This window comes from Sphingomonas sp. 77B (assembly GCF_056497825.1).
Map to the genome: position 1 here is coordinate 1,312,518 of NZ_JBWMBY010000001.1, position 24,501 is coordinate 1,337,018.

A 24,501-nucleotide genomic window follows, 5' to 3' on the forward strand; every position below is an offset into this window, starting at 1 on the left:
CGCCGATCGGCGCGGCTGACCCGCTCACAGGCCGGGCAATGCCTGTGACATCCATTCAGGGGCATCATCCGTGGTTCAAGAATCCTCGCTGTCGGCCATGGGGCAGGCAGCGCTCCTATACGCTCGTCTCGGCTGGCCGGTGTTCCCGTGCCGTGAGCGCGATAGCGCGCCCTATATCGATCAGAAGACCAACGAAGAGCGTCGGTCGAAGGCCAAGCAGCCCTATATCGGCAAGGGCCTGAAGGCCGCGACGCGTGACGAGGGTCAGATCCGCTCATGGTGGCGTCGCAATCCGGAGGCAATGATCGGCCTGCCGCAGGGTGCGAACGGCATGTTCGTCGTGGACTTCGACCCGCGCTGGGAGGAGGTGATCGATCCGGAGACGGGCGAGGTCCAGCGCGACGACGACGGTAATCCGGTCAAGCGGCTGTGCACGCTGGAGGAGCTGAAGGCGGCGCTTGAGGCGCAGATGGGGGTCCCGCTGCCGCGATCGGTAACGGCGATCACGCCATCGGGCGGCGTGCACGTCTATTTCCGCCAGCCGGAGGGGGAGCCGATCCGGAACAAGGGCTCCCTGCCGCTGCACGTCGACGTGCGCGGCGCGGGCGGCTATGTGATCGGCGCGCCCAGCAGCTGCATCGAGGCGGCCGATAGCGCGACGGGTGATTACCGCTGGCTGCGCGATCGTGGCGACTGGCGGGATACCGCGGCCTATGCCGAGGCTCCGGCCGAGCTGATCGCGATCCTGCGCGCTCCCAAGGTCAGCAAAGCGAATAACGCCGCTGGCGACCAGCCAGCGTCCGCTCGACCTTCCACGCCTCCCCGGCCGTTTGGGAGCGGTGATGATCCCGTCGAGGCGGCCGTGCGCAAGTATGTGCTGTCGGCCGTATCGGCCGAAGAGGAGAAACTGCGCAACGCGCCTGGTGGGACACGGAACAATCAGACCAACGCGTCAGCCTATGCGGTGGGCCAGTTCGTCGGTGCCGGGGTGCTGTCCGAAACCATGGCTCGAGCCTTGCTGCAAAGTGCCGTCACGGGATTTAACGATGTCGCCTTGGCGCATCGGACAATCGAAAACGGGCTGACCGCCGGCATGGCCGTGCCGCGCGACCTGTCGGCCGTGATCGAGTCCGCGCGTCGCCGCGCCGATCGTGGCCCCTCTCGCCCCCATTCCCCCTCCCGTGGGGACAATGATGCTGCAAGCTCCCAAGCGGGAGGGTCCCTTGCCTTGGAGCGGCAGGGGAAAGGGCCTGAGGTCGATAGAGAGGCCGAGGCGGCACAACGTTGCGCACTGCTGCCCCAGACGGACCTGGGCAACCTCGAACGCTTCCTGAAGCGCCATGGCGCCAATTTCCTGTTCGTCGAACAATGGGGCTGGCTGGCCTGGGACGGTCAGCGATGGAGCCGGAACATGGCGGTGCCGCTGCTCGGCCGCGCGGTGCAGGACACAACGCGCGCCATTCAGGCGGAGGCCGATTTCGTGAAGAGCACCGGCGTCCCGGAGCCGGAGGAGATCGGCTGGGATGCCGAGCAGATCCGCGCGCATCAGGCGCAGCAGAAGGGCAAGCTCGACCGGATCGTGAAGGTCGCGCGCGACGGGACGATCACCATGCTGTCCGACGTCATTTCGAAGTGGGGCCGCACGTCCGAGGGCGCGAGCCATATCAAGGCGCTGCCCGGCATGGCGGAAGCGCGGCTGGCGGCGCGAACCGAAGATTTCGACACGGATCCGTTGCGGCTGAACGTCGCCAACGGCACATTGATCTTTTCTCGACCGGCGGACGGACAGCCAGCGCGCGTCGAGCTGGTCGCGTATAGCCGCAAGGACAAGATCACGAAGATGGCGGCGGCCGAATATCTGCCTGATGCCAAGTGTCCGATCTATGACGCGTTCCTGGAGGAGGTGCAGCCCGATCCCGAGATGCGCGAATTCCTGGATGTGTGGTCGGGCTATAACTCGCTTGGCCTGGCTGACGCGCAGAAGATGTCGATTTTCTATGGTCAGGGGTCGAACGGCAAGGGCGTCTGGCTCAACACCATCGCCCACATCCTCGGCGACTATGCCTGGGCGGCCGCGATCGAGACTTTCATCGATCAGGGCAAGTATCGCAAGGGCTCCGACGCATCGCCCGATCTGGCGGCGCTGGCCGGGCGGCGCATGGTCTATGCGAATGAGCCGGAAGAGGGGTCGAAATTCTCCGACGGTCTGATCAAGTCGATGACCAGCGACGAGCCGATCGGCGGTGTGCGCGAGCTGCTGAAGCCGCCATTCCAGCTGGAGGTCACCTTCACCAACACGGTGGCCGCCAACCACAAGCCACGCATCGGCACCGATCATGGCATCCAGCGCCGTGTCGAGATCATCCCGTTCGACGTGATCGTGCCATCCGAGCGGGCCGACCCGCTGCTGAAGGCTAAGCTGAAGGCCGAGGCGTCAGGCATCCTGAACCGGATGGTCGCTGGTGCCCTGCGCTATCTCGACAGCGGATTGCCGCGCCCCAAGGCCGTGGAGGATGCCACACGCTCCTATCAGGAGGAGAACGACCTTCTGGGCCAGTTCCTCAACCTGTGCATCCAGAAGGTGCCCGGCGAGTCAATCGGCTCGACCGCGCTGCACGAACTGTTCGCCGCGTGGCAGTCCTGGGCGCAGCTGCTGGCCGCCAGCGGCAAACCGTGGTCGCCGAAGTATCTGGCGGGTCAGATGGAGAAGAAGGGCTTCAAGAAGCGCAAGTCCTCCTCGATGGTGTGGGACAACGTCCACCCGCTCTATTCGCCGTCCGATTTCGTCGACGAGCATGGCAAGCCGATCGCCGACGACCTGCCGTCGCCGCGCGTGATCGACGCTCCCGGTGCGACACCCCCCTCCCCCAACCCCTCCACGGGTGCTGGTTATGCCGATGATGAACCGCTTTGATCCTCCCAACCTCTGGTCGGCGGGAGGTTGCGGGGAGGCAAGAAATCGCGGTTTTCCGCCATTCCGGGAGCGCTGGGAGGGTCGGGAGGCAGTTTCAGGAAGGTGGCCGTGCGTGCAGGCGCGCCCGCGCACATAGGCGCGCACATGAGAAACCTTCCGTGATTTCCCTCCCAAGCTCCCTAAGGTATCAAAAATGGCTGATTTCTGCGACTTCTATCCTCCCAATGAACCTCCCGCTGTTGGGAAGGACAATCCTAAGCTCCCTGATACTGTGGGCATGGACGCGGCCACAGTGGAAGATCGCCTCGTCGAGGCGGTGTTGACGTGCTGGCGGACGCCGGATCGCGAACGTGGGTGGCAGCAGCTTCGTTCGGCCTGGCCAGAGATCAGCCGCGATCCTCTGCTGGGCGACTATGATGCACGCGGCGGTGACGGGACCAGCTCCGACGTGCCGATGCGACTGGCGTCCCAGACCCGCGAGGAAGTGGCCGAGATGGAAGAGGCCTTCGATTGGCTGGCCGTGCTGGATCCTGACGATCGCAAGCTGGTCGGACTGGCTGTGGCCCAGCTGGCGGCGGGCAAGCGGGAGATCTCGTGGGTCAAGCTGCTGCGGCGGATGGGCCTACAGCGGGGCGCGGACGGCCTGCGCATGCGGTATGGCCGCGCCCTCGCTGCCATCGTCGCGGCGCAAACCCGCAGAAAAGCAGGCGGGAGCGTGTCAAGCCGGTGAATGTGCGGCGGCCGAACATTTTGTTGTTCGTCTATCGGGCGAAATCGGCCTATTTCTTATCACGCTGGGACGGGCCTTTAGGCGGTCATAGCGAACCTCCCCTACCCTCGAAGGGCGTCGCGGCTTCGGTCACGGCGCCCTTCGCGTTTTCAGAGAACTGCACTTGGGCAAGCTGACCAGCCTGCGGCCGCGTCTGTCGACGCTCCGCTCCAAGCTGGCGAGTGCGCCGGTCACTCGGCAGGAGCGCGACCGCGTCCGCGACCAGCGTCCCTGGCGTCGCTGGTACAAGACATCGCGCTGGCAGAAGCTGCGCATGGCGATCCTGCTGCGCGACCGGTTCACCTGTCAGTGGCCCGGCTGCGGTCGGGTTGAGCCCGACACCTCGCAGCTGGTCGCCGACCATCGCAAGGCACATCGCGGCGATGAGGCGCTGTTCTGGGATCAAGGCAACCTCTGGTGCCTGTGCAAGCCGTGTCACGATAGTCTGAAGCAGCGCGAGGAGCGAAGATCATGCTGACTGAATTGGCTTGCATCGTCGACGACTTATGGACCTGGGCCAGACGCCGGACATGGTTTGAAGAAAGGGACGGCCGGGTGATCATGTGGCGCGATGATCGTCGCTGGTGGCATTTCGTGCGGCGAGCATTCGGCAGACGCTGAGGTCGGCGAAGACAACCCCGGGGGGGGTGCAAACTGACGAAGGGCACCCGGCTCCAGACCGCAGGTGTTCTCACTTGGAGATTTTTTTCTCATGTCGGAAGATTTAGGGCTCGACCTGTTTGGCGACCCCGTTCTGCCGACCAAGGAAGCCCGTGGGAGGCCCGAACATTCGTGGTCTCGCGAAAACTCCAACAAGGTCCTTTTGGCGTTTGCCATGGGCCGGAGCGAAAAGGAGGCGGCAACGGCGATCGGGATCTCGGTCCCGACGTTGCGCAAACATTATTTTTCCGAAGTCGCAAAACGCAAGGATGCCAAGCTGCGGATGGAAATGACGCAGCTTTCCCGGCTGAACAATGCCGCAGCCGACGGTAACGTCACTGCCGAGAAGGAATTGTTCAAGCGCTTGGACAAAGCCGCCATTGAGCAGCTGGCTGATCGCGTCGTCGAGCGCGGTCGGCAGAGCAACCGACCGAAGGGCAAGAAGGTCGCAGAGCGTGAGGCCGCCCAGGAGGCTGTAAAGAAGTACCAGCCCCGGCAGGGCCCGGCCCTGTTGAACTGATACGATGCGTCCGATGGAATGGTCCACCGCGTGCCCGGATTGGGAAACGCGGATCGTAGAGCGCCGCCCGATCGTGCCAGAACCGCTGTTCCGGGATCAGGCCGAGGAGGCCCTTGCCATCTTCAAGGGTCTCCGGATCGTCGACGTTCCGGGTCAACCGACGTTTGGAGAGGCATGTGAGGAATTCGTTTTCGACTTCGTTCGCGTCATCTTCGGCGCGTACGATCCGTCACAGGCGCGGCAGCTGATCAACGAGTTCTTCCTCCTGATCAGCAAGAAGAACGCCAAATCGACGATCGCTGCAGGGATCATGGTTACGGCCCTGATCCTCAACTGGCGGTCCTCAAACCTCCTTCTCGTCCTCGCGCCGACGAAGGAGATCGCGAACAACGTCTTCACGCCAGCGATGGGTATGGTTCGCGCCGACCCGGAACTGCGCAATCTCCTGAAGCCGGTCGAGCATCTGCGGACTATCAGGCATTTGGCCAACGGCTCGGAACTGAAGGTCATCGCAGCGGACAGCGAGATCGTGGGGGGCACCAAGGCCGGATTCGTGCTGGTCGAGGAGGTCTGGCTATTCGGTAAGAACCCGAAGGCCGCAGCGATGCTGATGGAAGCGAAGGGTGGCCTAGTCAGCCGCCCCGAAGGCTTCGTCGTGTATCTATCGACGCATTCGGACGAAGCGCCACGCGGCGAGTTCAAGCGCTTGCTGGACCTGTTTCGGGGCATCCGTGATGGTCGTATCATCGACCGGCGCAAACTCGGTATGCTGTATGAGTTCCCGGTCAAGATGATCGAGACGAAGGCGTATCGCGACCCGGCCAACTTCTACATCACCAATCCTAACATCGGCCGCTCGGTCGACCCGGAGTGGTTGGAAGAAAAGCTGGCGGAGGCAGAACGGGGCGAACCTGGGCTGCTTCAGATTTTTCTATCCAAACACTTGAACATTGAAATCGGGACGCGGCTTTCCAGCGACCGCTGGACCGGCGCGGACTATTGGGATGCCGCCGTCGATCGAGCCCTTACCCTTGAGGATTTGATCCGCCGCAGCGAGGTCATCGTTGCAGGCATCGACGGCGGGGGCCTGGACGACCTCCTGGGTCTATGTCTGATCGGCCGAGAAAAGGGATCGAAACGATGGCTGGTCTGGGTTCGTGCCTGGGCATGGTCTGTAGTCTGGGTCCGGAGGCAAGACATTGCCACCAAGTTGGACGAGCTCGTCGCAGAGGGTACGCTGGTCCGTTGTGTCATGCCGGAGCGGCCCGAAGGCGATCCCGGTGCGCTCATCGAAGACGACGATGGCAAGGCCGATGACGAAGAGCTGACGGAAGACGTTCGGGGCGTTTGTGACATCCTTGAACGGGTCCGCGATGCCGGGCTTTTTCCCGAAGAAGAGGCCATCGGCCTGGACCCCGTGGGCGTGTCCGCAATCGTCGACGAACTTGCTGCCCGGGAGTTCGATCCGGAGAAGAACCTGCGGGCGATCCCGCAGGGATATAAGCTGAGCGCAGCCATCAAAGGGTCTGCGCGAAAGGTCGCGGCGCGAACGCTTCGTCATGCCGGCACGCTGCTGATGCAGTGGTGCATCGGCAACGCCAAGATGGAGCCGAGAGGCACCAGCGCCGTCGCGATTGTGAAGGCGTCCGCCAGCGACAAGATCGACCCGCTGGCGGCGATGATGAACGCCGTAATGCTCATGACGGAAAACCCCGAGGCCGCTGGCGGCTTCGTCTACAACGAACGTGGGATGGTGATTTTGTGACGGGACCAGACAGCTACGTCCGAACCCGTCGCGGGTTCAACACATCCGAAGGCCACTATGCGGTGGCGCCGGTGCCTGGCCGCCCTGCCCCCTCGAACGTCACGGACGGCCGCTTCTTCGGGGATGAGGTGTGGAACGTCATCGCCGGTCAGACGGCGGAGGCGAACACGGCAGAGACGGCCGCGCGCGTGGCGGCCGTTTTTTTCTGCACGTCGATCATTGCCGAGGCGGTCGGCAGCATGGGGCTCGATTTCAGGGACGACCGCGGCGCGCGCAACGACTTCCCGCTGGCCAACACGCTGGCCTATGAGCCCAACCCGCTCCAGACCGGTGCGGAGTTCTGGGCCGCCATGGCGTTCTGTGCAGTGCTGCGCGGAGAGGCGTTTGCCGAGCCGACCGTGGGGTATGACGGCGTCGAGGTATGGCCGCTCAATCCGCTGCGCGTCGTCTCCGAATGGGGGGAGCGCAGCATGTCGGTGGTCTACCAGTCGGAGACAACCACCCGTCGGCTGCTGCCGCAGCAGTTGTTCTGGTTCACCACGCTGTCGGACGGTCGCCTGCAGCCGATGGTGCCTTGGAAGCAGGCGAAAGGGGCGATCGACTTTCAGTTGGCGCTGGAGGTCGGTGCGCGTGCCTATTTCCGTAACGATCGCCGCCCTGCGGGTGTGGTGACGACCGAGCAGAAGCTGAACGAAGAATCCCACGGCCGGCTCAAGGACGGTGTTTCGACGTGGAAGAAGGGCGGTATCCCGGTCTTTGAGCAGGGCGTCAAATATCAGTCGGTCAGCAGCTCGAACGACGACGATCAGCTGGTCGACCTGTTCAAGCAGCGGACGCTGGAGCTGGCGCGCTACTGGCGTATCCCGCGATCAATGGTTTCGGACGAGGGCGGCAATGCTGGCAACAACGAGCAGGACACGCGCAGCTTCGTCAACTGGGCCGTCCGACCGCTGACGCGGCGCATCGAACAGGCGATCACCGTCCGCATGTTGCCGCCCGACATTCGAGCGGCCGGTGTCCGCGCGAAGTTCAATCTGGACAGCATGTTGCGGGGCGATGCCGCGACCCAGTGGAAGAACGCAGTCCTGGCGCGGACCGGATCGATCATGAGCATCGACGAGATCCGCGCCGGCTGGTTCGGGCTCGCGCCGCTCAATGAAGACTGGTCGCGCGATCCGCGTGCCGCCCTCAACAGCAATCGTGCGGCTGATACCGCCACGGGCGGGGAAACCGCCCCGCAGGACAAGGTGAACTGAGATGGACATGACCGTCGCGTCCGCCCTGTGGGCGATGCACCCCGACTTCCTGGCGGCGCAGCTACGCTCCGGTACGATCGACGCGATGCTGCCCGACAGCGTGCGCGGTTTCGCTTCGCTGATGGGTGGCCAGCCGCAGCAGGCCAAGCAAGCCGATCCCATCCGCGACGGAGCCACGATCATCATTCCGATCACCGGTACGCTGGCGCCGCGTGGGCTGTCGGGCTCGACCTATTACGACGTCATCGCCGATCGGGTGCGTGAGGCCGGTGCCGACGCCAAGATCGGCGCTGTCGTTCTCGCGATCCGGTCACCCGGTGGGTATGTCTGGGGCTGTGCCGAGGCCGGTGATGCGATCTTTGAGGTGCGCCAGTCCAAGCCGGTCATCGCCGTGTCCGACCCGTATTGCTTCTCGGCAGCCTATTGGCTGGGCTCGCAGGGCAGCGGCTTCTACTGCACGACCAGTGGCGAAGTGGGCTCTGTCGGCGTTCGCTCCGGGCACATCGACATGAGCGGTTTTGAGGACAAGATCGGCGTGAAGACGACGTTGGTCGCCTCGCATCCCGACAAGATCGCGGGCCATCCCTACGCCCCGCTGGACGATGACACGCGGGCGGAAATTCAGGCGTCGGTAGACGAGAGCAACGCGGCCTTCGCAGCCGCCATCGCGCGTGGCCGGGGGATCAAGGCGAGCGAAGTCGCGGGTATCCACGGCACCGGCAAGACCTTTTCCGCCAAGCAGGCCTTGGCGAACGGCGCGATCGACGGGGTCGCGACGCTGCGCGACGTCGTGTCGCAATACAATTCCAGCCGCAACCGCCTGGCGCTGATGCGCCGGCAGGCAGCGGCGATGGAGATGGCGCTGTCGATCTGACGGCGGTCATCTGAGGTTCGTCCACCGGGACGAAACGGGCGGCTTCGGTCGCCCTTTTTTGTGGGCCACGCGCCCGAGAGGAAAAGCGATCATGATCAATATCGCAGTGTTGAAGACGGAGGCGCGTTCGGTCGCAAAGCGGCAGCAGGAACGCCTCAACACCGCCATCACCGAAGGCCGCGACCTGACGGCCGAGGAAGAGGCGGCGGACAAGGAAGATACCGACAAGCTGGCGCGCCTGACGGCCCAGATCCAGCGCGCCGAAGCGGCCATGGCGGCGGCCAGCGCGATCGGTGCCGAACCGAACGCAACGCCCCCCGCCACCGGCCCGCCCGTCGGCACGGTTGCTGCCCAGCCGCGAGCCCAACTCGACACCGGCGGGTTCAACAACCTCGCCGAATTCGCCTCGGCCGTCCGTTTCGCCAACCCGGCGGCCGGGCAGCATTACCGCGTCGACGATCGCCTCGCCGCTCCGAGCAACGTCCACATGGAAGGCGGCGACACCACCGGCAGCTATCTGGTCCCGGCAGAATTCCGTCAGAACATCGTCAACCTCGTCTTCGACGACGGCAACGATCCGGTGATGGACCTCATTTCGGCCGACCCGACTGGGTCCAACCGCGTCATCGGCCTGGGTGACGAAACGACCCCGTGGGGGTCGAGCGGTGTGCGTGCGGCCTGGCGTTCGGAGGGCGAGCAGATGCAGCCCAGCCGGTTCGACCTGACGCCGCGCGAAACCAAGCTGGGCGAGCTCTATGCATTCGTCCTGGCGACCGAGGAACTGCTGGAGGACGCACCGCGCGTGTCGACGTTGCTGACGAAGCACGCGGCTGGGGCGATCCGCTGGAAGACGGCCGATGCGTACATGTATGGCGACGGTCTCGAGAAGCCGCTGGGCTGGCTTAACTCGGCCGCGACCATTTTTGTGCAGAAGGAAAACGGTCAGGGCGCCGCCACGATCGTGCGTCAGAACATCGCGAAGATGTTCGCGCGGATGATCATGCCGACGCAGGCGAGCTGGCTGATGAACAGCGACGTCCTGCCCTCGCTGATGGAAATCCAGACCGCACAAGGTGTGCCGCTCTGGTATCCGAACTATCAGGTTTCGCCCGGCGGCACGCTCCTTGGCCGCCCCGTGATCTTCAACGAGCATTCGCGCTCGATCGGTCAGGCGGGCGATATCCAGTTCGTCAACCCGAACGGGTATGAGGCGTTCCGCAAGCAGAATGGCGTCAGCTTCGCGGACTCCATCCACCTCTATTTCGACTACAACATCCGCGCCTTCCGCTGGGTGTTCCGGATCGGCGGCCAGCCGGTCCTGTCGAAGCCGGTGACCCCTGCCAACGGCAACACCACCAAGTCGCACTTCGTCGCGCTCGCCGAGCGCGCCTGAGCCCAGCCCCGGACCCGCGCGACGCGCGGGCCGGTCGTCCCCTGACGGCCGGAGCATAAGGACCATCATATGTTCAGCAATCTGAACCCCTCGGACCGCGCTGGGATCGCGGCCGTCATCGACCCCGCCCAGGCGGCGCCCGGCACGATCACCACGCCGTGGGTCGATGCCCGCACCTTCTTCTCGCTGCTCGCGATCATCTCGATCGGCGTCCTTGGCGCTGGCGCGACCGTCGACGCCAGCTTCGAGCAGGCCATGTCGAACGCCGGCGCCGGCGCCAAGGCGGTGGCGGGATCGGCGATCGGCCAGATCGTGAAGGCCACCGGCGACAGCAAGCAGGCGCTGATCAACATCCGGCCGGAGGATCTCGACAAGAACGGCGGCTTCAAGTTCGTCCGCCTGACGATCACCATCGGCGGTGCGCCGAGCTTCCTCTCCGCCCTCGTACTTGGCCTCGACCCTCGCTACGGCGCGGCCGGTGCCAACCAGTCCAGCACCGTCGCCCAGACGGTTCGTTAAGGAGGCATCCCCATGATCGAATTCCTTCAGGACTATGAGACGAAGGCGATCCCGCCCGAGTTTTTCGAGCTGGGCCAGCAGGTCAAGCGCAGCGAAGACAGCGAGCTGTACTTCGTCCGCCTCGGCGTGGCTGGCTATGTGACCGAGAACGGCCTGGTCGGCGAAGATTACCGTCCCATCGTTCCGCCCTCCACCGTGGCCGAGGTCGTGACGCCCGGTGATCGGCGCTTCGCGATGGGCGGCCGTGCTGGCGAACTGGCGCTCGGCCTGGATGCTCCGCAGCGTGCGACCAGCGGGCCGGGCAACGTCCTGCTCGCGGGTGGCGATCAGCAGACCGCCGCGGCCCAAGGCGAGCTGGAACGGCTGATCGCCGAACTGGCGGATGCGAACGCCGAGGGCGATGATCTTGCCAAGAAGTCGGAGGTCCTGAAGTCGGAACTGGCGGCCGAGCGGCAGGCCCATACCGCCGCGCGTGACGAACTGGTGCGTGTGCAGACGGATCTCGGCGCGGCGGAAACCGGCCGGGCCGAGGCCGAGAAGACGTTGGAGGCGGCCAATCAGCGTGTCGCCGAGCTGGAACAGCAGCTGGCGGAGGCGACGAAGCCGGCGGCCGATCAGGCTGGGGACGACGGCACCTCGGCCAAGGCCGGCAAGGCGTCGAAGTAAGAGAGGGGGCGGTCCATGGCCATCACGATCCGTGCGACCGCCCCGCTCAATGCGGCTGCGGTATTGCCCGACGACCTTGTCGCGCAACAGCTGCGGCGCGACAGCGACGATGACGCCACGCTGGTGGGTAGCCTGCGGCTGACGGCGCTGCGCTGGATCGAAAAGCATGTTGCGGTGTCGCTCCAGCGCCGGAGCTGGATGGTCCGACTGGACGGCTTCACCGACACCATTCGGTTGCCGGTCTCGCCCGTCGTCAGCGTCGAGACAGTGACCTGTCTCGACGCTGGCGGGGTCGTGATCGACACGGGCGGTTCGTGGCGTCAAGCGGATGGCCTGGTTGTCCCCCTGCCCGGCAGAGCGTGGCCCGCCACACTGGCTGGGCCCGGGGCGGTCACGATCACGTTCACGGCTGGCTATGTCGATGCGCTGAGCGAGGTCCCCAATCTGACGGCCGCAGCACTGATGATGATCCAGCATCTTTATGACGGCGGCAATCTGGAGAAGCTGCCTCCAGCAATCGACATGCTTATCGACCTCGATCGCGTTCCGGTGATGGGTTGATGGCGATGGACGCACGTAAGTTGGATCGTCGTATCCGGATCGAGCGTGATGGCCCGGCAAGTCATGATGGGTTCCAGAACGTTCCTGGCGCGCCCGAAATTCTGGTAGAGGTATGGTCGTCCTATCGCGCTGGTGGGGGGCATGAGCGTTACGCCAATGCAGAAAATGCGGCGACGGCACCTGTCATTTTCCGCATCAGGTGGCAGCCGGGTCTCGATCCTGACACACCTCAGGGGCTGACCCCGGCGGACAGGGTCCGCTATCCCGCGCGCGATGACGGCTCGCTGTACGACATCAAGGCGGTCACGCCGATCGATCGTAAAAAATGGATCGACATTGCCGCAACTCGAAGGGTCGGCTGATGGCCGGGAACTTCACCTTCAAAACGGAGGGGTTCGACCGGCTTGAGCGCCAGTTGGACCGGATCGCGAAGCCGACGACGGCGCAAAAGCGCGAGGCTTTGCGAGCCGGAGCGGAGATCATCGCTGCTGAAATGCGGCGCCTGGCCCCGGTAGATACCGGTCGGTTGCGCGACAGTATCACGGTCAAGGTCATTGGTATGGCCGCAGCGCAGCGGCAGGTCGACGTCCGTGCGACGACGGTCCTGATCGGCCCCCGCCAAGGCGGGAAAAACGATCCGTTCTATGCCTTCATGGTCGAGTTCGGCACGGTCAAGGCGGCTGCCCATCCGTTCCTGCGGCCGGCGTGGGACGCGGAGCGTGACGATGCCAGCGCGATCGTGATGTCCAGCCTGACCGAGGCGATGCTGAAGGACCTGCACAATGGGTCTTGAAACGGCGCTGTCGGCCCGGCTGCTGAATGACGCAGTCTACAAGGCGGCGATGTCAGGCCGCATCGACTGGATGCGGCGGCCGGGGCGCACGCTGCCGGCGACGACGTTGCAGATCATCAGCGACCCGCGCCCGCAGCACATGAAGGGTTTTCAGACGCGGCAGACCCGCGTCCAGATCGACATTTGGGCGGCATCGCCGAAGCAAGCGGCAGAACTGCGAGAGATGGCGATCGTCATTCTTGTGCCGGCCGCCCAGATCGAGGGGGTCCGTTTTCAGCGCGCCGCGATCGCGAATATCCGGCCTGGCATGGAACAGGAAGGAGCCACCGAAGGCCAGCCGCAAGGCGAGCTGTACCGCGAAAGCATCGACTTCATCTTCACGCACAACGCCTAAGGAGGCAAATCACATGGACGCAGACGGCAACAGCGAAGCCCAGATCGCCTGGGGTGGTGAATTCTGGCTGGCGAACGCGCAGGGCGCCCTGGTGGAGCTCGACGAAGTGGTCGAGATCAATCCGCCCGAGGACGCAGCGGATGACGTGACCGTCACGCACATGAAGTCGCCGCGCAAGCGCGTCGAACGCAAGCCCGGCATGGTCGATCCCGGTACCGGGACCCTCCTGCTCAACTATATCCCTGGCGGGCCGAGCGACGTGCTGGTTGGAGAGGCGATGCATAAGGTGCGCGCCTTCCGTCAGGTGATCCCTGACGAGGACGGGAAGGGGAAGGTGCAGATCGACGGCTTCCTCTACATCAAGAGCCGCAGCCGGCCGATGAAGGTCGGTGAGCTGATGCAGACGACGCTGAACCTTCAGTTCACCGGCGCGAGCGAAGAGAAGGCCTATGCCGCGCCCGCCGGAGGTGGTGCCTGATGCGCGGGGAAGTCGTGTTCGACGCCCTGGGCAAACGCTGGACGCTGTTCCTGGGCACATCGGCCCGCTGCGCGATCGAGCAGCAATATGACCGGGGCTTCTTCGCGGTGGTGGCGGACGGCATGCCCGACGTCGATCCGCAGACCGCGACCGCCATCGCCCTGTCGATGTCCGAGGGGGCGCAAATGCCCCCCGCCCTCGCCGCCAAGGCTGTCGCGGCGCTGCGCGGGGTCAAGATCTCGGTGCTGCGCGATCTGGCCTGGCACGGGATGCGCAAGCATCACCCGCAGGTGACGCCCGACCTCGTCGACGACATCATTGACGATATCGGTGACGATCGCTTCGGCACCGTCATTCGCGAGGCGCTTCAGGCGACGCAGCCGACGCCGGAACCGGCTGATGCAGCCAAGCCGGAGGTGGGCGATGCGGCCAAGCCGGGAAAGCCCGCCCGCGCTCCCCGGAACAAAAAACCGACTGGGCGGCGCTAGAGCGACAGTGGGCAGAATATGGGTTCGACCCTGCTGCTTTCTGGCTTCAGTCCCCGGCGACCTATCAGACCGCGATTGCCGGGGCGATTGCGCGGCGTCGCGCGGACTATGAACTGGCGCTGTTCGGTGCGTGGAACGGTGAGCGTTTCCACCGCGTCGAACGGCTCCGCCCCTTCCCTCACTATGCAAAATCCATGCGGTCGGCTGCGGCGCCATCGCGCCCGCAGACAGCGCAGGAGCGATTGGCGGTCTTCACCGCCATGGCAAGCGCTGGCGTCGCGCTGAAAATCACGAGGATCCCTTAACATGCAGGCATTGCTGGCGTCGCTTGTCTTCTCGATGAGCGTCAAGGACGAGTCGTTCCGCGCCGCAATGGCGACCAACCGGGCGGCTGTTCGCAAGACGCGGCAGGATTTCGACCAGCAAGGCGCGGGCATGGTGGCTGCCATGCAGAATACCGCGCAGCGCATCGACGACGCGGCGCTTCGGATCGTCGATAAGATGAAAGAGATCGGCGATCAGGTGCAGCGCGCCGGTCTGGTGATGACGCTCGGCTTGAGCGTTCCCCTCGGCATATTGGGCAAGAAATCGAAGGACACGGCCTCCGATTTCCAAGCCGCCATGAACAACGTCCATTCGGCGATGGCAGACGCCTCGCCCGATCAGCTGGACAAGCTGCGCAATGCGGCGCTTCAGCTGGGCCCGGCGATGGGCAAGAGCGCGATCGCGGCCGCTGGCGCGATCGAGGCCCTTGCAAAGAATGGTATGGATGCGGCCGACATCCTGTCCGGCGGTTTGGAGGCGGCGTTGAAGCTCGGCGTCCTGGGTCAGACCGATCTGGGATCTGCGGCGGACGCTACGACCGATATCCTTCAGCAATTCCATATGTCGACCAGCCGGTTGCCGGATGTCGTCGACAAAGTCAGCGGCGCGCTCGACGCGTCGAAGCTGTCCTTCGACGGCTATAAGGACGCCATCGGCATGGTCGGCGGCATCGCCGGCGGCCTGGGCTATCAGTTCGATGACATGAATACCGCGCTGGCGGCCGTCATTCCATTGATGACGGGCGGCAGCGACGCGGGCACGTCGTTCAAGACGTTCCTGCTGTCGCTGGTCCCAGCCTCGAAAGAGGCCGAGCGCGTGATGAAGCGGCTCAATCTGCAATTTTTCGACGTGAAGACCGGCGGAGCAAAATCGCTGGGTGATGTGGCCAACCAGCTGAACAAGGCGCTGGCGCCGCTCAACGATCGGTCGCGTCAGAAGGCGTTGACGGAGATGTTCGGGACAGACGGTATGCGCGTCGCGCTCGCGCTGATGCAGGCGGGCGCGAAGGGTATCGCCGACGTGCAGGCGCAGATCGACCGCGCCAGCGCGGATCGCAAAATCGAGATCCTGATGGATGGCGAGGCCGCTGCGACCCAGAGGATGGCCAGCGCCTGGGAACGGTTGAAGATCGCGATCGGGGAGGCGGGTCTCATTCAGGCGTTCACGCTGATCAAGGATGCATCCGCCAGCATGCTCAACGCGATCGCGAGCGGGCCGCCATGGTTCTACAAGCTGGCGGTCGGGGTCGGTGCGCTGGCAGCGTCCATTGGTCCCCTGACGATCGCGGCCGTGGGGCTGGCGAAGATCGCGCTGCCGCTGCTCGCGCTGCGGCTCGGTCCAATCGCGCTCGGTTTTGCAGCGATCATCAATCCGGTCGGCGTCCTGATCCGGCTGCTGGGTCAGCTGGCGCTACAGGCCGGCGCGGCATCCCTGCTCGGTCGCCTGGGCACCTCGCTCATTGGTGTCGCGGGACCGATCGGTCTTCTGGTCACTGGCCTGTCGCTGCTGATCCCGATGTTCCTGCGCTTGAGCGAAGCATCGATGGCGACGCAGCAGGCACAGGAGCAGTTGAATGCTGACCAGTCCAAGGGCCGCGACATCATGCTCCAGCTGGCCACCGCGACCGGCAAGGCGAGGATCGAGGCACTGGCGCACGCCAAAGCTCTCCGGCAGCAGGGAGCCGAAGCCATCGCCACCGCGCGCAAGAACCTGATGCTCGCGCGGACCGCGTATGTCGAGGAGCGGTCGCGGGAGAAGTCGGGCGCGTCGACGACGCCGGTCAATACGCTGATCAGGCTGTTCAAGGGTACGAAGAACCGGACCGGTGCCGCCAAGGATCTGGTCGCGGCAAATGACGTGCTCAACCAGCGGCTCGCGGATCTCGACAAGCTCGACGCGGCCATTGCGGCGGCCGGAACGGCGGCTCCCGCCAAGATCGATATGTCGTTCGACGATCCGGAGAAGAAGCGGAAGAAGAAGGGCCGCGATGCCGAGCGCGACGAGGCCAGTTACCTCGACGAGCTCGGCCGGTCGCGTGTCGAGATCCTGCGCGCGCAGGCGGACATGACCGAGAATGCGCGCGCTCGGCACCGGGCAGAGATGGCGGCGCTGGACGAAGATCGAGCGGCCTATGCGCGCCAGCTCGACCTCGACAAGGGGCTGACCGATGGCAAGCGGCAGGAGCTGCTGGCCCAGCGTGACAAGCTGATCTTCTATCAGCGGGCAGTCATCGATGCCGATCTGAACCGCGCACTGGAGCAAGAGGGCTATGACCTCGCGAAAGCCGACAACGATGCGCAGCAGGACGCGCTCCGTTTGCGCATCGACGGCGTCGACAACCTGGCTGAACGGCGGTCGCTCGAGCTGAAACTCCTCGACCTGCAGCGTCAGCAGGAAGAGGCGGACCTCGATCTGATCCTCGCAACCAAAGCGACCGCGTCTGCCGAGTGGGCCAATGCGCAGAAGCGCAAAGGTCTGCTCGACGACGTCTATGGCCAGCGGCGCGACCAGATCATGCGCGGTAGCGAAGGGCCGGGCGCTGCCTATCTGCGCGTCATCAACCGGTCGTCGGCTGCGATGGGAGAGGATGTCGAGCGCGGCGCCGTCGATGCGCTGGGCCAGCTCAACACAGGCCTGACCGATGCCATTTTGGGCACCGCCAAACTGGCGGACGCTTTCCAGAACATGGGCAAGCGGATCATTGCCTCGCTGGTCGATATCGCGATCCAGCAGGCGATCATCCGGCCACTCGCCAATAGCCTGTTCGGTGTCGCGGATGCGGCTGGCAACCGCTCTGGCGGGTCACTGTCGGGCATCGGCAGCTTCCTCGCCCGGACCTTCGGTGGCGGACGGGCAAAGGGCGGCGGGGTCAGCAATTCGGAGTGGTATGTGGTCGGAGAGGAAGGGCCGGAGCTGTTCGCGCCGGGTGTGTCCGGTGCGATCGTTCCAAACGGCGGGCGCGGCGCGCGCCAGCAACAGACGGCTCCGATCATCCGCCTAATCATGGATGAAGGCGGCCTGTTCCAGCCGCGCGTAGAATCGATCGCCGGGCCGGTGTCCGTCCAGACGGCGCGCTCGGCCGGGCGGTCGAACGCGATGCGCGCACGCCAGAGCCTCGACTGATGGCCGTGATCGAACTGCCCGACTGGGCCGTGCCGAACAGCGCAACCCCTGCCCTGCTCGACTTCGGCGGCGTGTTGCGGCCGTCGACCGGTGCGGAGCTGCTGCGCGTCGATCGGCAGGGGTCGCGGTACAAGGCGGCGATGACGTTTCCGCCCTTCGTCGAGGCGGCGCAGGGGCGGATCATCGTCTCTCGCCTGATACGTGCCAAACGGATGGGCCTGCGGGTGGAATGGCCGCTTGTCGATGTGCAGCCGTGCGAAGATGCGGTGGTCGACGGCGTCGGTCAGGCGGGAACGTCGCTGAACATCCGGGGGCTGTTTCCCGGCCGCGTCGTGCGCGAAGGATACTGGCTGAACGTCGTGCGCGCGGATGGCCAGCACTTCCTGCACAATGTGGCGGGTCAGGCGCTGGCGGACGCGGCGGGCAAGGCCACCCTGCCCCTCTCCGAAATGCTGCGTCGGCCGTTTGCGGATGGCGACAGGGTCAAGCTGGTCCGGCCGATGATCGAAGGGATCGTGGACGGCAATGAGCAAGCCTGGGCGATCAGTGTCGAGAAGTTCGTCAGCATCGAATTCACCGTCGAGGAGGCGGCATAATGGATCGTATCCTGCTCGTCGGCATGCTGAGGGCCGAACTGCCCGGCCGTACCGTTCTGCTGTGTGACGGGGGCTTCGTGACGTGGAATGGCGAGACCTATCTGTCGACCGACGACGTGTTCGGAACGGCAGGCGGGTTCGAGGTCCCGGAGGAAGGCGTGGGGGACGTGATCCCGTCCGGGACGCTGACAATGTTGCCGCCCGGCTCCGCTGCCGCGATCGCATTGACGAACCCGGCTTATCAGGGATCGCGTATGCGGTTCTGGATTGCGGAGGTCGACGAGGCGACCGGTCGGGTGATCGGTGAACCCGATCTTCAGGCGGAATGGCAGATGGACCGTACGACCCTGCGCAGCAAGCGAGGCTCGCGCACTGTCGATATTGACTGCGTCTCCCAGGCGCAGAGGCTGCTGGGCAAGGTGGAGGGCAACGTGCTGTCCAGTGCCTTCCATTCGTCGATCTTTCCCGGGGAGCGCGGCTTCGACAACGCCACCGGCCTGCCGACCGAATTTGCCTGGGGTACGGCGTCCAGCCCGCGTGGCACCGTCGCGAGCAACACGCGTGCTTGACCTGGCGCAGCGGGTCGACGCGACCGAGAAGGTCGTCGCGCGGTTTCGCGGGCGGCCGTTCGACTGGCGTGATCGGCGGACCTGCATCCACCTCGCACGTGCGCAGGCGCGGGCGCTGGGGCACCGTCTCCCGGCAATCCCGGACTTCCGGTCTGCGCTAGGTGCGAAGACAGCGTTGAAGGCCACTGGTCACGCGACTCTGGAGGCGCTGCTCGACAGCCTGTTCCCGCGCATTGCGCCGGCCGCGATGTGGGTCGGGGACCTGGCGCTAATGGAAGGCGGCGATGGCTTCGACGCGATCGTCATCTGCGCAGGGAGCAAGATGATCGGCTATCATGACGATCATCTGGCGGATGGCATCGTCAATTTGATGGGTGCAGGCGAGCGACCATTCATCGGGGCGTGGCGGCTGTGAGCGGGGCGTTGGGCAAGGTCGCGATGGTCGCGGGGCTGGTCGCGCTGGCCGCGACCGGAGCCGGTGCCATCGCAGGTGCCGGGTGGGGTATTGCCGGGGTTGGTAGCTTCTCGTCTATCGCGACGGCCGCCAGCATTGCTGGCGCAGCCGCCAGCGTTGGCGCCAGTGCATTGGCCAAGACGCCGCCCGCGAAGGGATCGGTGTCGTCGACGACAATCGGAACCGATCAGCCAATGCCGTTCCTAATCGGCGAGACCTATTACGGCGGCAGCCGCATGCATCAGATCGGGTACGGTCCGACCATCAAGAAGGTGCCGAACCCCTATGCGCTGATCGTCGATAGTTATTCGGGTGCAGGCCCGATTGAGGGGCTGGTCGATGCTCAGGCGGACTTCGTATCGTTGGGCATTCCCACCACCGGAGGTGCAGCTTCAGGATATGCGGCCGGCTTTCTTTGGGCTTCCGTCCAGCGCGGTGCGATGCCAGAGCCTTCCGCGCTCCAGCCGCATTGGGTGGGCGCGCCCGGTTGGGGTGCCGATTACCGCCTTTCGGGACACGCGGCCATCGCGTGGTCGCTGCTGTTCGATCGTGACGGCAAGGTGTTCGCCTCGGGCGCGCCGCAGCTGGGGGCGGTCTGGCGCGGACAGCTGGCCTGGGACCCGCGCAAAGACAGCAGCTATACGGGCGGTCAGGGCGCACACCGCTGGGCTTCGCCAGCCGACACGGTGGGCCATGACGCGGCACGGGCAACATGGACTTTCACAGAATCCCCCGGTCTCGTCGCGCTGAAATATGCGCTGGGGGCCTATCACCGCGATCCGCGTGTGGCTGGAACGGCCTATCGCAAGGTGGCGGGGATCGGTCTGCCGATCTCAGCGATCATCGTCGAAGACTTCGTCCATCTCGCCAATGTCTGCGATGCGAACGGGTGGAAGGTCGGCGGGGTGGTGTTCGAGCCGGCGATTGGTTCGTCATCGAACCGTTGGCAGAACCTGAAGGACATCCTTGCGGCCGGTGGAGCGACACCATGCTTCCGCAACGGCCAGCTAGGGCTGAAGGTCAGCGCGCCGCGGATAGCGCTGGATACGATCACCGAAGTCGATCTGACGGATGACGAGATCGTCGTGTCGTCGGGCCTTGGGTGGGAAGAGCGGCTGAACACGCTGATCCCGAAATACCGAAGCCGGGACCATAAGTGGGAATATGTCGCATCGACCGAGCCGGTTTCGGTGCCGACCTTTGTTGCGGCCGATGGCGAGGTGAAACGCGAAGAACGCCAGTTCAACCTGGTCCAGCAAAAGGATCAGGCGGCGCAGCTCTGTGCATATGAACTGCTTGATCGGCGTGAGCTTGGCGAGATCGAGATCGTGGTGAAGCCGCGCCTGCGCAAATACGGTCCCGGCGATTTGCTTATCGTCGATCTGCCGAACGACGGGCTGATCAAGCAACCCTGCGTGATCATGAAGCGCCAGCCGATGCCGGATCGGATGGCCTGGAAGTTTATCCTGTCTGGCGAAACACCGTCAAAGCACGCCTATGCACTCGGGCAGACGGCCGTGGCGCCGCCAGTCCCGGCGTTGCGCTCGACCGGCGAGATCGACGGCGTAGCGGCTCCGGTGGCTGACCAGAGCGTGGAGCAGCTGCTCATCACCACCAGTTATACGGTGGGCGCTACGATCAGCGCGACCGATGCCGGGGGCAGCGCCACCGCGACAATCTCTGACCACAGCCGGGTTTATCAGGACCGCACCGTCGCGGTGACTGGCTTGACGATCGCTGGACTGACCAGCGGCACGGCCTATTTCTTCTATTATGACGACCCCGCGCGGGCTGGTGGCGCAGTCATGATCATCGCCACGACGAACGCGGCCGATGCCTATCCCAACTCAGCAACGCCGGCCCGCCACCATCTCGGGTCGGTGACCACCCCGGCAACTGGCGCGCCACCATCCGAAGGCGGCGGCTCCAGCCCGCCGGGCGGCGATGGGCGACCTATCCGATACCCTGAAGAACGCCTTCCCAACGAAAACTGATCACCGGAGAAGCCCGTGGCTCATTCTGCCTATCTTCCCATCATCGCAGACCGTTACGGCGCGGTGGTCCGCCACATCTTTGTGGCTGGGCTCGACCTGACCGATATCGAGATGCGCGCCCAGGTCCGCCTGTACGGCGATGTCCCCGGCGCCCCGCTGGTCGACCTGCTGACCGTGGCCAATGGCAATGCCCAAGGACTGCGCCTCGTCGAGGTGACCAGCGACGACGCGGGGCTTCCGACCAGTCACATCGAGTTGGTCATCAACGAGACCACAATGGAAGCCCTGCCCTACGCCGGGGAAATCGGCGACGTCACGACGCTGGCCTGGGACTGGCAGATCACGATCGCAGGCCGGAAGCGCCGCTTGGCAAAGGGCGAATTCCAGATCACCGGCGACGGCGTCACCGGCGCCGAGGTCGCCCCCTCCAATCGCATCTCCCCCTTCGGCCTCCCCCAGCGCCCCGTCGCTGACGTCTGGTCGTCCGCCCGCATGACTTTCGGAGAAGAGCAAGTGACCGTGGAAATCGATGGAGCCGACCTGCTGGCCCCCCTCGTCAAGGCGGCGGAGAATGCACGCGATGCGGTCAAGCCGATGTTCGGTAACGGCGCGCCCAGCGCCGCCATCGGAATGATCGGGAGCGTGTACTATGACACCACGGACCCATTCCAGCTCGTAGTCTATGGCCCCAAGACGGGCGCGGGTTGGGGTGTCGGCAGGTCTATGAAGGGAGAGCCTGGAGGCGCGGGCAATGTTGCCGCCAATCTCGACCAGCTGAAGCGCGCTGCCATCGATGCCGCCGGCATGTATTATGACGGCCATTGGTTCGCATGGATCGCAGGTGATTATAGCAACCGCGTTGACGACGTCATGTTCGTGAAGGCCAATGGTCAGGCTGCCGCTGTGGGTGCCTGGGTGCGGCAGGTTGACGTGATCACGCCCCAACTCTGGATGACCAAGGCGACACGTGCTCAATTCGTGCAGGGGCTGCTTCCTGATTGTATCGAGGCGTTTCAGAAGGGCTTGGATTTTTGCGCCGGCAAAAATTTGACGTCACTTCAAGGCGGGCGCCGTCTGAGCGTGCCCGGCGGCCGCTATTCGCTGAGCCGCCCTCTGGTCTTCAACTTCCGCAAGATTTCTGGCGTCACGGATGATCAGGACATGCGCCGCCCTATGATCGAGGGTGAAGGCCGGGCGGCTGTCGAGATTTTCTATGAGGGTGCTAATGGCGCGGCATTTGAGGGATCGGTGTCGGGCACTGTGCTGACGGTCGCGGCGGTTACATCGGGGGAACTACACGTCGGCGCAGTTATCCTTGGCCCTGGTATACCTGACGACACGGTGGTGACTGAGGCTCTGACCGGCACGGCGGGCACAGGAACCTATCGCATCAATCGTAGCCTCTCGGCGTCAGGATCGATGACGTCCAAAAGCTGCGCCATTTTTTTACAGGGGAATTCCGGTCCACCGACGGAGGGCGTGAACCTCCACACCGTGATCAGCAATATCACGCTTCGCGCCCGAGGATCGTCGGCGCGAAAGGTAGATGGCATACGGCTTTACGAGGCGAGTAACATTATGCTCGACGACACGACGGTCGACCTGTTCGACACCGGCATTGATGGCTCGGACTGTATCCGTCTCAGTGTCACGAGATGCGAAATCACTGGCAACAATGACGCCTGCTACTTGCGCCCGAGTATCTACTCTCGCCCGAACGTCGTAAAATTTAGCCGGGTCGACTTCGGCGGTAACATCAAAAGCATTCTGCGGGTTACCAAAGGAGCAAATGTCGAATTCCATCACTGTGGCATGGAAGGAAACGGAGATGGGACAAAGTCGATGGTTCAGGTTGAAGGGGGCCCAGAGGAGGGCGGCATCTGCTTCACCGCCCGGGGGTGTTACGTCGAAAACAATCATGGAATTGCAACATTCGATATCGACTTTAACGAAGCACCTTTCAGCGGAACGATCGATATTAGCGGCAATAGCTTGCGCAGAAATGCTAATAACCGTGTATGCAAGCACGAAATCCTGCTTCGCGGCGAGGGTACTGCGCGTTTGATTGCGACGATTGCCAACAACGGCTTTGAGGCAAAACCTGAATACATTCCCTCGGCCGACCGACCGGTTGTAAAAATGACGTTCGCTTCGACTAAGGTTCGCATTCATGGCTTGGCCTCGAACGATTACGAGCATCAGATAGAGCGGCCCGACCTGAGCGGCTTCATTGCCGAAGGATATGGCTATGACGAGACAGTCGCGAATGCGCGGGTGAACGCAGATGGGACGCTTGCAGTGGCAGAGAACATCGCTTTTGTGGACAAGGGGGCAGGTCCCGGCGTCAACCGCCTCCACTATAAGGTGGCCCCACGCTCCCCAACCGTCATTCCGGCAACGCTCGAAGCCCTTGGTGGGCCAAGTTCGGTAGCCAAGCTGACGGCGGAGAATGCGGCTTATGCAGAGGTGACGACCTATGCCAACGGCATCCCGACGGACATGCCGTTGGCCGTCACTTTGAAAGGCCTGCTCAGTTAGCCGGCTCGTTCAAATGGGTAAGGCGACCAACGCCACTGGGTTTCAATTTCCGAAGAGCGCCGCGGGCGATTGCGTCGGCGCGTAAAACGGCGTCGGCAATCCGTTGTTCGGGCCGCCCCCGAAATGTGGTCACGTGGAACTGGTCATCGACTGCCATCGGCTCCGGGGTGAAGTAATAGTTGCTTACGCACATCCGGACCTGATCGGTGGCAATCGGGCTCACGGAATGCCACGCCTTGCCATGAGTGACCATGACGGCAAGTCGATTGAAACGGCTATGAATTGTGATTTGGTCGCCGCCGACGCCGGACGGCCACAGTTCAAGATTTCCACCCTTGTCCTCGGGCCATTCAGGCGAGACGTAATACAGGAGGTTGAACGCCCGCCAACGTGCGCGATCCTTGTCGTGAGAATTGTCGAGGTGAGGGTTTAGGAAATCGCCAGCACCCATCGCCGAGATGCCGCCGGCATACAGGAACGGATCGGCCTCGATAGTGGAAACGCCAGTGATCTGCCCGACCAGCGCGAGAACCTCGGGGTCATGGAAGGCATAAATCGCCTCTCCAACAAGAGGTGCGCAGTCCGCCATCCGCGCCATGATCGCTTTCCGTTCGCGCAAACTGCGCTTGGCCGTCATCGCTTCTTTCGCAGGAAAGGCGGCCGCAATTTCATGTGCAAGTTCCGCAGGAAGCAAATCGTCAACAACGAAATAGCCGATCCCGCTGCGCGTCTCCTCGTATTCCCGGCGGGCTTGGTTTGCGGAGTCCTTAAGTCGACCTGCAATGAGGGCGGCAATCTCAATCCTGTTCATTAGTTTCCTCCTGTTGCCATTATCGAGGATACGCGTTTGCGA

At 64.1% G+C, this 24,501-nt stretch carries 24 protein-coding genes; 23 read left to right on the top strand and 1 reads right to left on the bottom strand.

What is annotated here, in order from left to right:
• Window positions 1–70 precede the first annotated feature (70 nt).
• From AC1GI4_RS06085 to AC1GI4_RS06195, 23 genes are all read left to right on the top strand, one after another.
• Window positions 71–2,914, top strand: coding sequence for a phage/plasmid primase, P4 family (locus AC1GI4_RS06085; protein WP_375243461.1), 2,844 nt, complete (start codon window positions 71–73; stop codon window positions 2,912–2,914).
• A 292-nt stretch (window positions 2,915–3,206) separates the two neighbouring features.
• On the top strand, window positions 3,207–3,644 hold the full coding sequence (locus AC1GI4_RS06090; protein ID WP_479628934.1) for a DUF6362 family protein: 438 nt from the start codon (window positions 3,207–3,209) through the stop codon (window positions 3,642–3,644).
• A 163-nt stretch (window positions 3,645–3,807) separates the two neighbouring features.
• Window positions 3,808–4,161: an HNH endonuclease gene (locus AC1GI4_RS06095; protein ID WP_375243463.1), complete on the top strand. Its 354-nt coding sequence runs from the start codon at window positions 3,808–3,810 to the stop codon at window positions 4,159–4,161.
• Window positions 4,155–4,304 (top strand): hypothetical protein, encoded by a 150-nt coding sequence (locus tag AC1GI4_RS06100; protein ID WP_007405285.1) that lies wholly within the window; start codon window positions 4,155–4,157, stop codon window positions 4,302–4,304. Before AC1GI4_RS06095 ends, AC1GI4_RS06100 begins: the two co-directional genes overlap by 7 nt.
• A 91-nt stretch (window positions 4,305–4,395) precedes the next feature.
• Complete coding sequence (locus tag AC1GI4_RS06105; RefSeq protein ID WP_240193717.1) at window positions 4,396–4,863, top strand: hypothetical protein; 468 nt, start codon at window positions 4,396–4,398, stop codon at window positions 4,861–4,863.
• Between the two features lie 13 nt (window positions 4,864–4,876).
• A complete protein-coding gene (locus tag AC1GI4_RS06110) occupies window positions 4,877–6,628 on the top strand; it encodes a terminase large subunit (RefSeq protein ID WP_479628935.1) in 1,752 nt (583 codons plus the stop codon).
• Window positions 6,625–7,884, top strand: a complete 1,260-nt coding sequence (locus AC1GI4_RS06115; RefSeq protein ID WP_479628936.1) for a phage portal protein — start codon at window positions 6,625–6,627, stop codon at window positions 7,882–7,884. Before AC1GI4_RS06110 ends, AC1GI4_RS06115 begins: the two co-directional genes overlap by 4 nt.
• Before the next feature lies 1 nt (window position 7,885).
• Window positions 7,886–8,758, top strand: a complete 873-nt coding sequence (locus tag AC1GI4_RS06120) for a S49 family peptidase (protein ID WP_205396477.1) — start codon at window positions 7,886–7,888, stop codon at window positions 8,756–8,758.
• A gap of 91 nt (window positions 8,759–8,849) precedes the next feature.
• Window positions 8,850–10,151 carry a phage major capsid protein gene (locus tag AC1GI4_RS06125; RefSeq protein ID WP_479628937.1) on the top strand — a complete coding sequence of 434 codons (1,302 nt, stop codon included), beginning with the start codon at window positions 8,850–8,852 and terminating at the stop codon, window positions 10,149–10,151.
• Between the two features lie 69 nt (window positions 10,152–10,220).
• Window positions 10,221–10,670 (top strand): hypothetical protein, encoded by a 450-nt coding sequence (locus tag AC1GI4_RS06130; protein WP_479628938.1) that lies wholly within the window; start codon window positions 10,221–10,223, stop codon window positions 10,668–10,670.
• A gap of 12 nt (window positions 10,671–10,682) precedes the next feature.
• Complete coding sequence (locus AC1GI4_RS06135) at window positions 10,683–11,336, top strand: hypothetical protein (RefSeq protein ID WP_479628939.1); 654 nt, start codon at window positions 10,683–10,685, stop codon at window positions 11,334–11,336.
• Window positions 11,337–11,351: 15 nt separating this feature from the next.
• Window positions 11,352–11,897 carry a head-tail connector protein gene (locus AC1GI4_RS06140; RefSeq protein ID WP_479628940.1) on the top strand — a complete coding sequence of 182 codons (546 nt, stop codon included), beginning with the start codon at window positions 11,352–11,354 and terminating at the stop codon, window positions 11,895–11,897.
• On the top strand, window positions 11,897–12,259 hold the full coding sequence (locus AC1GI4_RS06145; RefSeq protein WP_479628941.1) for a head-tail adaptor protein: 363 nt from the start codon (window positions 11,897–11,899) through the stop codon (window positions 12,257–12,259). Before AC1GI4_RS06140 ends, AC1GI4_RS06145 begins: the two co-directional genes overlap by 1 nt.
• Complete coding sequence (locus AC1GI4_RS06150) at window positions 12,259–12,690, top strand: HK97-gp10 family putative phage morphogenesis protein (protein ID WP_287423475.1); 432 nt, start codon at window positions 12,259–12,261, stop codon at window positions 12,688–12,690. The genes AC1GI4_RS06145 and AC1GI4_RS06150 overlap by 1 nt, the downstream gene beginning before the upstream one ends.
• A complete protein-coding gene (gene gp17, locus AC1GI4_RS06155; protein WP_375243471.1) occupies window positions 12,680–13,084 on the top strand; it encodes a tail completion protein gp17 in 405 nt (134 codons plus the stop codon). Before AC1GI4_RS06150 ends, gp17 begins: the two co-directional genes overlap by 11 nt.
• A gap of 13 nt (window positions 13,085–13,097) precedes the next feature.
• A complete protein-coding gene (locus AC1GI4_RS06160) occupies window positions 13,098–13,562 on the top strand; it encodes a phage tail protein (RefSeq protein ID WP_479628942.1) in 465 nt (154 codons plus the stop codon).
• Complete coding sequence (locus AC1GI4_RS06165) at window positions 13,562–14,050, top strand: hypothetical protein (protein ID WP_479628943.1); 489 nt, start codon at window positions 13,562–13,564, stop codon at window positions 14,048–14,050. Before AC1GI4_RS06160 ends, AC1GI4_RS06165 begins: the two co-directional genes overlap by 1 nt.
• A 306-nt stretch (window positions 14,051–14,356) precedes the next feature.
• Complete coding sequence (locus AC1GI4_RS06170) at window positions 14,357–17,497, top strand: phage tail tape measure protein (protein ID WP_479628944.1); 3,141 nt, start codon at window positions 14,357–14,359, stop codon at window positions 17,495–17,497.
• The gene (locus AC1GI4_RS06175; protein WP_479628945.1) at window positions 17,497–18,093 is read left to right on the top strand and encodes a hypothetical protein; all 597 of its coding nucleotides are present in this window, start codon (window positions 17,497–17,499) and stop codon (window positions 18,091–18,093) included. Before AC1GI4_RS06170 ends, AC1GI4_RS06175 begins: the two co-directional genes overlap by 1 nt.
• Window positions 18,093–18,662: a hypothetical protein gene (locus AC1GI4_RS06180; RefSeq protein WP_479628946.1), complete on the top strand. Its 570-nt coding sequence runs from the start codon at window positions 18,093–18,095 to the stop codon at window positions 18,660–18,662. The genes AC1GI4_RS06175 and AC1GI4_RS06180 overlap by 1 nt, the downstream gene beginning before the upstream one ends.
• A complete protein-coding gene (locus tag AC1GI4_RS06185) occupies window positions 18,655–19,077 on the top strand; it encodes a DUF6950 family protein (protein ID WP_479628947.1) in 423 nt (140 codons plus the stop codon). Before AC1GI4_RS06180 ends, AC1GI4_RS06185 begins: the two co-directional genes overlap by 8 nt.
• Complete coding sequence (locus AC1GI4_RS06190) at window positions 19,065–21,110, top strand: phage tail protein (RefSeq protein WP_479628948.1); 2,046 nt, start codon at window positions 19,065–19,067, stop codon at window positions 21,108–21,110. Before AC1GI4_RS06185 ends, AC1GI4_RS06190 begins: the two co-directional genes overlap by 13 nt.
• A 15-nt stretch (window positions 21,111–21,125) precedes the next feature.
• Window positions 21,126–23,648: a hypothetical protein gene (locus AC1GI4_RS06195; protein WP_479628949.1), complete on the top strand. Its 2,523-nt coding sequence runs from the start codon at window positions 21,126–21,128 to the stop codon at window positions 23,646–23,648.
• Here AC1GI4_RS06195 and AC1GI4_RS06200 read toward each other — a convergent pair.
• Window positions 23,641–24,459 carry a 2OG-Fe(II) oxygenase gene (locus AC1GI4_RS06200; RefSeq protein WP_479628950.1) on the bottom strand — a complete coding sequence of 273 codons (819 nt, stop codon included), beginning with the start codon at window positions 24,457–24,459 and terminating at the stop codon, window positions 23,641–23,643. The two genes, AC1GI4_RS06195 and AC1GI4_RS06200, sit on opposite strands and share 8 nt — an antisense overlap.
• Window positions 24,460–24,501: the final 42 nt, after the last annotated feature.

Coding starts and splice junctions, on each gene's coding strand:
- AC1GI4_RS06110 (WP_479628935.1), top strand. CDS start 4,877: ATGGAATGGTCCACCGCGTGCCCGGATTGGGAAACGCGGATCGTAGAG.
- AC1GI4_RS06170 (WP_479628944.1), top strand. CDS start 14,357: ATGCAGGCATTGCTGGCGTCGCTTGTCTTCTCGATGAGCGTCAAGGAC.
- AC1GI4_RS06105 (WP_240193717.1), top strand. CDS start 4,396: ATGTCGGAAGATTTAGGGCTCGACCTGTTTGGCGACCCCGTTCTGCCG.
- gp17 (WP_375243471.1), top strand. CDS start 12,680: ATGGGTCTTGAAACGGCGCTGTCGGCCCGGCTGCTGAATGACGCAGTC.
- AC1GI4_RS06145 (WP_479628941.1), top strand. CDS start 11,897: ATGGCGATGGACGCACGTAAGTTGGATCGTCGTATCCGGATCGAGCGT.
- AC1GI4_RS06125 (WP_479628937.1), top strand. CDS start 8,850: ATGATCAATATCGCAGTGTTGAAGACGGAGGCGCGTTCGGTCGCAAAG.
- AC1GI4_RS06175 (WP_479628945.1), top strand. CDS start 17,497: ATGGCCGTGATCGAACTGCCCGACTGGGCCGTGCCGAACAGCGCAACC.
- AC1GI4_RS06165 (WP_479628943.1), top strand. CDS start 13,562: ATGCGCGGGGAAGTCGTGTTCGACGCCCTGGGCAAACGCTGGACGCTG.
- AC1GI4_RS06130 (WP_479628938.1), top strand. CDS start 10,221: ATGTTCAGCAATCTGAACCCCTCGGACCGCGCTGGGATCGCGGCCGTC.
- AC1GI4_RS06120 (WP_205396477.1), top strand. CDS start 7,886: ATGGACATGACCGTCGCGTCCGCCCTGTGGGCGATGCACCCCGACTTC.
- AC1GI4_RS06180 (WP_479628946.1), top strand. CDS start 18,093: ATGGATCGTATCCTGCTCGTCGGCATGCTGAGGGCCGAACTGCCCGGC.
- AC1GI4_RS06100 (WP_007405285.1), top strand. CDS start 4,155: ATGCTGACTGAATTGGCTTGCATCGTCGACGACTTATGGACCTGGGCC.
- AC1GI4_RS06160 (WP_479628942.1), top strand. CDS start 13,098: ATGGACGCAGACGGCAACAGCGAAGCCCAGATCGCCTGGGGTGGTGAA.
- AC1GI4_RS06140 (WP_479628940.1), top strand. CDS start 11,352: ATGGCCATCACGATCCGTGCGACCGCCCCGCTCAATGCGGCTGCGGTA.
- AC1GI4_RS06150 (WP_287423475.1), top strand. CDS start 12,259: ATGGCCGGGAACTTCACCTTCAAAACGGAGGGGTTCGACCGGCTTGAG.
- AC1GI4_RS06135 (WP_479628939.1), top strand. CDS start 10,683: ATGATCGAATTCCTTCAGGACTATGAGACGAAGGCGATCCCGCCCGAG.
- AC1GI4_RS06200 (WP_479628950.1), bottom strand. CDS start 24,459: ATGAACAGGATTGAGATTGCCGCCCTCATTGCAGGTCGACTTAAGGAC.